Origin of the sequence: Cyclonatronum sp. (assembly GCF_022565315.1) — a bacterium.
GTDB lineage: Bacteria > Bacteroidota > Rhodothermia > Balneolales > Cyclonatronaceae > Cyclonatronum.
In genome coordinates, this window is the sequence record NZ_JAIUMX010000121.1 from 1 (window position 1) to 10,157 (window position 10,157).

Annotated in this window: 7 protein-coding genes and 1 tRNA gene; 1 reads left to right on the plus strand and 7 read right to left on the minus strand. The window is 58.8% G+C overall.

Annotation, left to right across the window (positions count from 1 at the left end; all coding sequences use genetic code 11):
- The first annotated feature begins 737 nt into the window (after positions 1-737).
- Positions 738-811, plus strand: a tRNA-Arg gene (locus LAT75_RS13700).
- Between the two features lie 134 nt (positions 812-945).
- Here the strand turns inward: LAT75_RS13700 and LAT75_RS13705 are convergent.
- From LAT75_RS13705 to LAT75_RS13735, 7 genes are all read right to left on the minus strand, one after another.
- Positions 946-1,617 (minus strand): DUF4276 family protein, encoded by a 672-nt coding sequence (locus tag LAT75_RS13705; protein ID WP_291483243.1) that lies wholly within the window; start codon positions 1,615-1,617, stop codon positions 946-948.
- Position 1,618: 1 nt separating this feature from the next.
- A complete protein-coding gene (locus LAT75_RS13710; protein WP_291483244.1) occupies positions 1,619-3,013 on the minus strand; it encodes an AAA family ATPase in 1,395 nt (464 codons plus the stop codon).
- 240 nt (positions 3,014-3,253) lie between these two features.
- Complete coding sequence (locus tag LAT75_RS13715) at positions 3,254-4,147, minus strand: DUF5777 family beta-barrel protein (protein ID WP_291483245.1); 894 nt, start codon at positions 4,145-4,147, stop codon at positions 3,254-3,256.
- 31 nt (positions 4,148-4,178) lie between these two features.
- Positions 4,179-4,808: a YceI family protein gene (locus LAT75_RS13720; RefSeq protein WP_291483246.1), complete on the minus strand. Its 630-nt coding sequence runs from the start codon at positions 4,806-4,808 to the stop codon at positions 4,179-4,181.
- On the minus strand, positions 4,805-5,413 hold the full coding sequence (locus LAT75_RS13725; RefSeq protein WP_291483247.1) for a Rieske (2Fe-2S) protein: 609 nt from the start codon (positions 5,411-5,413) through the stop codon (positions 4,805-4,807). Before LAT75_RS13725 ends, LAT75_RS13720 begins: the two co-directional genes overlap by 4 nt.
- A 156-nt stretch (positions 5,414-5,569) precedes the next feature.
- Complete coding sequence (locus tag LAT75_RS13730; protein ID WP_291483248.1) at positions 5,570-9,028, minus strand: hypothetical protein; 3,459 nt, start codon at positions 9,026-9,028, stop codon at positions 5,570-5,572.
- Positions 9,021-10,157: metallophosphoesterase (locus LAT75_RS13735; protein ID WP_291483249.1), on the minus strand; the 1,137-nt coding region annotated here is incomplete at its 5' end. The genes LAT75_RS13735 and LAT75_RS13730, both read right to left, overlap by 8 nt.

A 10,157-nucleotide genomic window follows, 5' to 3' on the forward strand; every position in this document is an offset into this window, starting at 1 on the left:
CAGGCGCTGGGCTACCGGAACTACCCCTTCGTAAAACGAAAATCCGTAGTACACAAACCGACACCCGAAAAAAGCCAAGCAGTTGAAATTGATGATGTTGGCAGCGGGTAGCTGCAAGTTGGGTTAGGTTTGGAGCTTGATTTAATTTTTGCCGCCGCCGCTTCCCGTCAGGGAAGCCACATGGGTAGAAAAGCCGCGCCCCCCCCAATTACCGGAGCAGCGCAGCTGCGATGCGACCGGCGGAGCCACCATAACGGGTCTCGTTTAGCTCGGCGCTCACGAGCCTGAACCGGGCTCCGCAACCGTTCGCGTTCCTGCGGGCATGTTGTGTACCTACGGCACACAAAAAATGAGGGGCGGCGGCTTTTTTCTACCCATGTGAAATCCCTACGGGATTCTTGCCCCCTTCCTGAACCGCCGAAAAAAAGGCGGACACCTTTAGTATCTGTGATATTGCGCCTAAACCCCAAATCCCCAAAAGTGTCATCTCGAACAGCCGGACCAAGCATTGTGCCAGTCAAAGGCTGAACAGTAGGGCAGTATGTCAGTGTGTCAGTGTGTCGCTAATAATTTGATTTATATGAATTTACCTCTGAACTTTGAAACCAGAAACCAGAAACCAGAAACCTCTGCCACTTTGCTTCTTTGCGTGAAATATAATCCGCACCTCGGAATTACCGGTTTTAGGCGTGGAAATGCGGCCCCTTTTTTCGTATATTTGAAGTCTTCAAAAAAATGCGCCCGTAGCTCAGCTGGATAGAGCGTCAGATTCCGGTTCTGAAGGCCAGGGGTTCGAATCCCTTCGGGCGTACAAAAAAATACAAAGCCCCGCTGAATCGCGAGATTCGGCAGGGCTTTGGTGTTTTGTGGGGGGATTAGTATGTGTTCTTGAGAAGGTTTTGGGGATTGATGCACCTTCGCAGCCAAAGATGGCAGTTCGCTGATTTACCGGAGATACCCGGTACGCTTGAGGGCTTCCCGCGCTGATTCTTCAAACGATTGGAAGGAAGGCAGCATTCGCAGATAGGAAAGCCGTGTAAGCTGACCAATGAGCTGATATAGCCGATCTAATTCCAACGACTTTCTTCTCCGACCCTTACTTTTCTGAAAAGCCTCAAGCGTTTGCTTTAGCTCATGTTTCGGATCAGAAATTTTTTCCGGAGAGCCGCTTAAGCTGCCGGAAGAAAAATTACAGGCGGGAATATCAGTGATGCGTTCCCATGCCACAGAGTCTGCAAGCATCCATGCTTCCGTCATTCTTACAGGAATGACCGGCACAATTTGCGGGGCAGCATCAGCTATTGATTCAGCGTCAAGATGTTCGAACAAAGGTCTGAACTTCGTGTCAAAAACGATTGAGGAATCAGGGCTGTCAGCATCTGCGTGAATGCACAGAATCCCTGTACCATTGCCTGCAGCTTCATTTGACGCTGCGAACATCTGAGCCACAAAACCCAGGCGTTTCGGAAGTGTTTTCAGAAGCCTGATTTCCTCAACCTGTATCTCTTTCCTGCATTCATAGGCAAGTTCATGAAACAGATTTTGAATTACAGGTTTCAGAAAGCGGTCATCGGTTGGCCCTTCCGTAACCAGGGAAATAAAAAGCTGCGCTGCCATTCTAAAAATCCGACAGTTCGGGTACCGGGCTCATGGTTTCAAGGTAACGCGTTAGCTCAGCAATGTTCCATTTTTTGGAAGCAGGGTCAATGGCGAGTTCAAACTGTCCCTGTAAACTCACCTGATGGATGGCCGTGCAGAACATACTCGTGCCGGACTTTCCGTTTGCCGGTTTGACGAGCTTTACCATGCGCGAGAGCCAGATGCTCACCCGCGGATCGCCGCTGATTTCGCTCAGCTTTTTCACAAGTAGCGGGGAGTGGGTATTTATGATAACCTGACGCAACCGGCTGCCGGGCTCCTCAAAATTCACGGACAGATCGAGCAGTAAATCCGTAATGTCGGCTATTCTCATCGGGTGAACGCCGTTTTCAGGCTCTTCAAAGCAGAGCAGGCCGGTATGTTCGTCATCATACTTCATCACCATAAGCGCAAGCAGACGAAGCGTACCTTCAGATAACACACGTGAGGAAAACTCGCGCCCGTCATGGGTTTGCAGTCTTATGATGAAGTGTCGCTGTGCTTCCTCGTGCTGAACATCAACGGCGGTAAACTCAGGAAGCAGCACATTGAGATCTACGGCGAGATCTTTGAGGATGTGCGGATCTGAATCTTTGATTCTGAAAAGAGCCGCTGCAAGGTTGGCACCGTTGTGGGTTAGGGTGTAGCTCATGCGCGGATCCTGTGGAGTGGGTTTTCGCAGCTGATCCGGATTGAGCTGCATAAAGCGCCAGCTCATCATTTCCTGCTTAACCGCAAAAACATGCGGAAAATCGACTGAATTGATACCGGCCAGTACAGTTTGGCCTAAATCTTTTGCCGGTGTTGCTTTCCCGCCCTGTTTCCCGTCCTGCCGGATTAATATGGTAGGTATGCCGTTGGTGAGGTCCGTATCTATGAAGGGCTTTGCGCTGCCGCCGCTCTGTGTGTTTTTCCAAAGACGGGTTTCCTCTTTTGGGATGAGCTCCTGTGCCCAGCTATCGTCCGTTACTTTGATGCGCGTAAGCCGCTCATGTGTAACCGTGAGCTCCTCAAAACCGTGCTGACCCGGCTTTCTGGCAATCCCAAGCTCATAGCGCAGCCTTGGGGATTTGATTTCAGCGGTCTGCCCCCAGTTGTCTTTTACCGTACGGCATACGAGAAGCTCAGCTTCGAAGCTCATTTCCGTGCCGTACTCCCCTTTTTGTGTGAGGGTAAATAACTCCGTGACGCTGCCCCGCCGCTCCGGAAAGGCCTCTTTTAAGTTCATGGAAGCCAGCCGGGAAAGCAGTTCAAGGGCATCAAATAAATTGCTTTTGCCGGATGCATTTTTTCCCGCAATCACGGTGAAGGGCGTAAACTGCATTTCAAAATCCTGGAAGGATTTGAATCCGCTGATTTTTATTCGGGTAAGCATGGTTGCGCAGATTTGAGGGAGGAGCTTGCTTTACAGGCAGTATAATAAAAAGCATGCAATTATAATGATAATCCTTAGCCCTCCTGCCTGCCAAATCCTTCACCATTTATTTTTTTAGGGGAAACTCCCTGCACATCACGGTCATTTGTACTTGTGAAAATTCCCAACCCTACGGTTAATTCCGTGGTTTTGGAATGTGGCGCCACTAAAAAAACATCCCGCCATCCCCCAAAATCCCCCCTAATTCCGCACCACGAACGAGCGGTTGATGTTGAAGCCGAAGCGGAGGCCGCCGTCGAGGATGTCGCCGTGCGTTGCGGCGAGCAGGTAGGCGTCGTTGAGGGCCTGTGTGTTGGTGAAGAACAGCTGGAAAACGTGCCCCCCGGTTTTGATGTCGATCCCGAAACCAAAGCCGTGACTGAACTGCCCGGGCGTATCGCGCCAGGCGGGCAGGTATTGCAGGGTGAGCGCGTGCCGCTGCGTGAAGCCGAAACGGCTGCCCAGCCCGAGTCCGGCGTACCAGCTGTCCCGCACATCATCTACCCGCATGTTGCCGGCTGTTTTGCTGAACTGCGCAAACATGGGCACGGCCAGCAGGCTCAGCCGGTCGCTGAAGGCCCGCGAAACCGGCATGGCGGCCGAAAACAGCAGGCGGTCGCTGAGGCCGAAGCTTTCAAAAAGCAAATCAGACGGCACGGTCATGATGCCGCCGCTCAGGCTCAGGGCCAGGGAAACCGGCATGTTCCGCGCCCCGCCTGTTTGCTGCTGAAGCAGCAGGTAGCGGCCGCCAAGCTCAAAAACCTTATCCATTGAAGAGCGGCCAAGCGAAAGCGAGAAGCGGTCCGTAAACCCGTACTCGATATTAAAGCGGATGTTCGCCCCGGAATCTATCCCCCAAAGATTGCCCGCGCCATTATCAATTTCGCCGAAGGTGTGCATGATGCTGTAGTACAGCTCGCCGGCGGCAAGCGGCTCGGTGGTGAGCAGGTTGATGTGCCTCGGGGTCGGGAACACCAGCTCAACCGGCCGCTGAAGCTGTGCCCGCTCGCGCTGAAGCTGCGAAAATGCGGTCTCGGCCCACAGCAGACCCGACAGGAGAAGGAGGATGAAAACGGAAGTCTTAGGCAGGCGCATCAGAAAAAGAGGTTGAAGTTCGGGTTCAGGTTCAGGGTGAATCAGCGTCGGTTTCCGGTTTCAGCAGTATGTTGATGGAAACCCGCTGCACCTCACTGAGTTCATAAAATACAATGCGGGGCCGGTCGATGTTGAAATCTTCCAGGCGTATTTCCCAGCTTGCCGTTACGCGGATGCCGTCTGCTTCCGGCGTGAGGAAGCCTTCAACGCGAATATCCCGAGGAATTTCCCGCATGGTGAAGCGCCCCTCAACCGTTACCGGCGTCTGCTCCTTGAGCACGGCCGGCACGGGCTCGGTGAAACGGCCCGTAAATTCCGCAAAAGGGTAGCGGTGCGTTTCCAGATAGTTGCGGCGCATGTCGCGGTCCCGCCGGCGGTTGCGGGTGTCGAGGGTTTCGAGATCGACGAAGAAATCCAGGGTTTGTGTGCCGAAGTCGATCAGGCCGTTGAGCTGCTCCGAGCTGCCCGTGAATTCCAGCAGGGGCGCGCGCGACACAAACTCCACATAGCCGGTATGCGCAAAAAAGCGGATGTTTTCATCCCCGGCGCTGTTTCTGCCGGATTCTTCACCGGCGGTGCTTCCGGTTCCCGGCCACATCAGCAAAAAAAGCAGCAGCAGGGCGGGAACCATGCTGCTGCCATAGGCGGCTGACTTTCTCATGAGCGGGTGATGACTACGATGTTCTCATCCTGCGCATCACGTTCGACGGCAAATTCCGTGAGGTTGCGGTTGGCCGGTCCGCTCACGCGCTGACCCGAGTTTTCGAAGATGGAGTTGTGGCAGGTGCACACAAAGCGGTTGTTGTTGTACTGCCAGGAATCGGCACAGCCTGCGTGCGGACAAACGGCAGAAAAGGCGCGGATCAGGCTGCCGTCCACGTTTACGACCAGGGTGCGGGCCTGTGTGATGTTGAGCCAGCCGCCAGCCAGCCGCAGGTTCTCAAGCTCGCTTGCCGAGAGGTTCAGGGTGATGGTGTTGCCCTGAATCACAATGGCGCCCGGAGGCGTGTCACCGCCGTTTCCGTTCCCGTTGCCATTGCCGTTGTCGTCGGCACCGGAATCGGTTACCCCGCAGCTGCTCAGGCTGATGCCGAGGAACGCGAGCAGGGCAGCCGAACCTGCCGTGCGCAGAAAAGTGCGGCGGTCGAAGCCGGGCGCATCGGCAATCGGCGCAGCCCCGATGCCGGTTTTGACGGGAGTACCCTCCGCGCGGCTGAGAGGTGCAGCGGTTAATTCAGAAAGGTGCTTTGGGTCAGCAGGTTTCATAGCAGAGAAATGTTTGATGAAGCGTTAAGAGTGAGGGAGCCGGAAAGCAAGTTAAATCAGGCATCTATCCGGAAAAGCTTGTGCTTAGAACAGCATGGGAGGGGGGAATGTTCCTTTAGATGGCCGCGAAAAAACGCCGACCATCCGGAAAACCCGTCACACCGCCCAGACCACAGCCATCACCCCCACCTCCATCCCCTCCTCTTCCGCGAACAGCCGCAGCCGCAGGGCGATATCCTCCTCGCTCAGCGGGGCCTCGCTGCTGAGGAAGCCCTGTGCCGCAAACCACGCTTCGAGCTCGTCGGTTTTGTTTTTGCGGAAGCCGGTGATTTTACCGGCATTTAGCGCCGCAATCAGCTTTTCCGGGTCGTTGGCGCAGTCGTCGCTTTCCAGCAGGGCTATGACCCGCTCCCGGAAGGTGTCGCTGACCGCGCCGGAGGCGTCGATTTCGGCCGCACTGACCGGCTTGTTCCGGCCAGTGCGCCAGAGCCTGATGCGGTAATCCAGCAGCCGGGCTTTTTGCTGAAGCCTGTCGGCCTCCGCGGCGGGCAGCAGCTTTTGGATGGCCGGATGCCCAAGCTGCGCGCGCAGCTGACCCCACACGCTGATGCCCAGCCGGAGCAGTTTTTCGAGCAGGTCCGCATCCTCAAGCAGCTCCGCGAGGTGCAGCTGATCCGCATGCTGCGTGAGCGGGTCTAAGCGGGGCAGCGCCAGCGCTTCGCGGTAGGCTTCGATGCTTCTGCCGGCCGCAGCCGGTACTTCGGGCAGGGCCAGCGGCGCGAACACAGCCTCCGAACCGATGGCCCGGGCCGGCTGTTCAGCTTCACCCGCAAGTTGGAAAAACCGCAGCTCCGTCGCCGGGTAATGCTCCGCAATCAGCTGCTGCCATTTGGCGACCTCATCGCCCTGCGCGGTGAAATAGAAAATCTGCCGTCCTTTCCGGCTGATTTCCGCCAGCGCCCCGATGATCGCCTGCGCCCGCAGGTCGTCGCTGTTGGCCAGCAACTCATCGCACCACAGCGGAAAACGCAGCCCGCTTTCCTGCGTTTCGATCCACGCCAGCCGCACCGACAGCAGCAGCTGAATGCGCGTACCACTCGAAAGCTCGTCAAGGCTGCGCATGGTGCCATCCTTTACATCCCAGGCCGAAAATCCGCCGTCGCTCACAAGCTCGTAGCGCCCCTGCGTGATGTCGCTGAAATATGCCCGCGCCTGCTCCAGCAGCACGGGCACATTGTCGCGCGTAACCCGCTCCTTCAGCCAGCGGTGCAGCCCCTCACCCGCCGCCGCCCGGCAGCTTTGCTCAAACCGCAGCCGCAGAGCTTCCTCCGCATCCGCCTTTTGGGCCAGCGCTTCCTCCATGCTGTGCGCCCGCCGGGCCTGCGCGATCAGGGTTTCGGTCTCGGTTTTTTGTGTCTGAAGTGCCGCCAGCTCCTCCTGAACGCCGGAGAGTTCCGAAATCCGGGTTTCGATTTCAGCGGCATCCGTCAGGAAAACCGCATCGCTCTGCGCCGCAAACAGCGGATGCTGCATCACGCGGTTTTTCTCGATCTGCGCGCGCTGCTCCCCATCGCGGACCTCCTCCCGCGCCCCGCGCCATTCCGCGAAGCGATCTTCCCACTTAAAAACCCGCGCCTGATCCGCGGCATCCAGCCCGAGCTCGGTCAGCAGCGCGCCGAGCCGCTCACGGTTCCCCGCCAGCTCCCGTTCCAGGGAGGCCATCTCCTTGCTCGCCGCATTGATTTTCTCCTGAAGCCCGCGCAAGTTTTCATCCTTCCGGCGCAGCTCCCTGATCCGCGACTGTGCCGCGGCAATATCCGCCGGCTGCGCTTGCTGACCCTCCTCGTAGGTCCGCATCAGCCGGTGCATTTCGGCGAGTGCTCCGCGCAGCGCCGTTTCGTTTAGGGTGATGCGCGCCTTGCCCTGCGCCCGCTTTTGGTCAGCGGCCTGCCATTCAAGCACGGACTTCACCAGCACAAAAACCGCCGCCGGCTTCTCATGCAGCTCCCCGAAATCAGGCAGCGCGCCCAGCGCCTCTTTGAGGCTTCTCAGCTGCGGATCAAGCCGCTGAAGCGCCTCACGTTTTTCCTGAAGCTGCCGCGCAAGATTGTTTTTTTCAAGGGTGATGTGTTCTTGCCTTACATGGGCTTCGAGCTGACTGATAAAGCTGCTCAGGTTTGTGAGCACATCCCCCGAAACCCACTCTCCCGTAAAAAAAAGTCCGGATTTCTGGAAGTCTGCCTCCCGGATGCGGAGGTTTTCGTGCTTCTCTTTTTCGCCCGACCTCAGCCCGGCAATCAGCAGCAGGGGCAGGAGGAGGAGCGCGAGCCAGCCCCAGTCCGTGAGGTGTGTGAGCGCGCCCGCGAGCAGCCCGGCGCCTGCCAGCAGCCACAGCCAGAGCGGCGGGATGCCGGCCGGACGCCGCTGTTCGGCCAGCCAGTCAGACAGCGCCCGGATGGCGGTGCGCAGCGGTTCGTCCTCAGGCAGCGGGGCCGGTTCGGCCTGCGATTCAAGGTCCCGGATGCGGGCTTCGAGCTGACGCATCTGCATCAGCAGTCCGCTCAGGCTTCGGGAAAATTCCTCCAGTTCCTCCGCGTCTTCCGCGCGGAAATCCCGAAGCTGTTCCTCCGCGATGCTGCTGTTAATCAGGCGCCGGTGCCTTTCACAGCTGACCTCCGCATCCGACAATTCCAGCCGTTGGGAATGAAGCTCGCGGGTGATTTCAGCAGCCTCTTCCATCCGCTCTTCAAGCTCGTCCAGATCGGTCCGGCTGATGCCCGTTTCCGGCAGACCCAGTGCTTCGAGCGCCTCGCGGTGGGCCTTCAGGGCGTGCGAGGCCTGTTCAAGCGCCTTGCGGCCTTCATCGATTTTTTTGTTCAGCCTGCGCAGCTCGGCCGGGTGACCCTCCCGCATGGTTTCGGGTATGGGCGGCAGTGTGTTAAGCCGGAGCCGGGCTTCCTCAGCGGCGGTTTCCGCCCCGCGCCAGGCCCCGAGCAGCTTCAGGAATTCCAGCTCTTGCAGCTGCGCCCCGGCCCTGCGGATGCCCCGGCTGAGGGCATCGAGGCGTCCCGATTTTTGCCGCAGCTCGCGGTCGCCCTGTGCGCGCTCCCGCACCGCACTTTCCGCAGCCTGAAGCTCGCGGTACTCCGTAATACCCAGGTTAGGCCTTGCATTCGGATAGCCGAGGCTACGCAGCGCGGCATCGGGATCGTAGCCGCCGATAATCTGACGCTGAATTTCGGCCGAGAGGTCGCGCTCCTCCGCCCGGATGAGGTCGTGCAGCGACAGCAGATAACGCTCCGCCGCGGAATCGGGCAGTCCGCTGCTGAAACTCTTGGGCTGACCGCCCTGCAAAAAGGTCGCGCTGTCGCCCGAAAGCGTGCTGCGCCATTCGGCCTGTGCCGCGCGGAACGCCCCGCTCAGCCGCCAGCGCCGGTCGGTGCGCCTAAACAGCATCCGCTGCATGCCCCCGGCCAGCGTGCTCTTGCCCGCCGCATTCGGCCCCGCGATGATGTTGATACCCGGGCTGAATTCGCCCTCGGGGAGCTTCAGCCCGCCCGGAAACCCCGGACTTTCGGAAATCCGGATCGTTTTGAGGTGTACGTTTTCAGCCATGCTGCGCCTCCTTCTGCCGGAGGAGGGCGGTGAGCAGCCGCATCATTTCCTCCTCGATCAGGGTGATGGTTTCGGGGGATGTGCTTCCGGGCAGTCCGCCGGCAATCGGGGCGAAAACCGGCAGCCGACCGACCGCTGAAATCTCTTCGGTCATGCGCCGGATGAATGCAACCGACTCCGGACTTTCGGGCTTCTCCCGAAGCGTGAGCAGCTGCGCGGCGAGAACGCCCGCCGGACCTGTCTCCGCGGCAAGGGTTTCCAGCGGAGGCAGCCCGGGCCGGGCTTCTGAGACCAGGCGGCGGAGCGTAACCAGCAGTCCGCCGCTCCGGAATTCTTCCTGAGCCATGGCCCCGATCAGCCGCTGCAGGCCTTCCGGATCGGGGTGCGTGCCCGTAAACCGCATATCGGCAACGAGCCGGCTGACCTCCCCCAGATCAGCCTCGTTCTGACGGCAAAAGTCCGCGACCGACTGCTGCACGGCCGCACGTAAATCCGTCTCGGTAGAAATGCCCCCGGCCGGCACCGGAAGCGACTCGTAGCGCACCGCCGAAAGCGGGATGAACCCGTGCGTGAGGCGGCCGCCTTCGAGGGTGAGGCGCATGGCCCCGTGCGGCCCGGTCTCCTTGGGACTCAGCGCCTGAAGCGAGCCCGGGTAAGCGATAAAAGGGCCGGATGACTGCAGCACCGCCGGCTTATGGATGTGTCCCGTAACCCAGGCCGTAACGCCCGCCTGCTGCATACGCGCAGGCGAAAGCGGCGCGTAGCTGCTCTCCCGCACCGCATAATCGCCGTGCACCAGGCCAATCACCGGAATATCGTTCCGGAGGAGGTCAGCGGGCAGCGACAGCAGGGGATCATCATATACAAGCCGGGCCGGAAACGACCATCCCACAAACTGTATTTCGGTGCCCGAAAGGCTAAGGGTGATGCCGCTCCATTGGCCGCCTTCGCCCAAAAAATGCACATTCGGCAGGTTCAGCTGACGCAGCAGGGCCGGCAGCACCTCAAAATCGTGGTTGCCGGCAGTAACGACAACCGGAATATCGTGGTCGCGAAGCAGCGAGAGTCCGGCGGCAAGCGCCTCAAAGGCCTCGAAAAAACCGGAGGCCTCATCGACCACATCGCCGGC

What these genes read in the sequence shown, in the direction of transcription:
- LAT75_RS13715 (WP_291483245.1), bottom strand. Translation starts at nt 4,147, where the DNA reads ATGCGCCTGCCTAAGACTTCCGTTTTCATCCTCCTTCTCCTGTCGGGT.
- LAT75_RS13705 (WP_291483243.1), bottom strand. Translation starts at nt 1,617, where the DNA reads ATGGCAGCGCAGCTTTTTATTTCCCTGGTTACGGAAGGGCCAACCGAT.
- LAT75_RS13730 (WP_291483248.1), bottom strand. Translation starts at nt 9,028, where the DNA reads ATGGCTGAAAACGTACACCTCAAAACGATCCGGATTTCCGAAAGTCCG.
- LAT75_RS13720 (WP_291483246.1), bottom strand. Translation starts at nt 4,808, where the DNA reads ATGAGAAAGTCAGCCGCCTATGGCAGCAGCATGGTTCCCGCCCTGCTG.
- LAT75_RS13710 (WP_291483244.1), bottom strand. Translation starts at nt 3,013, where the DNA reads ATGCTTACCCGAATAAAAATCAGCGGATTCAAATCCTTCCAGGATTTT.
- LAT75_RS13725 (WP_291483247.1), bottom strand. Translation starts at nt 5,413, where the DNA reads ATGAAACCTGCTGACCCAAAGCACCTTTCTGAATTAACCGCTGCACCT.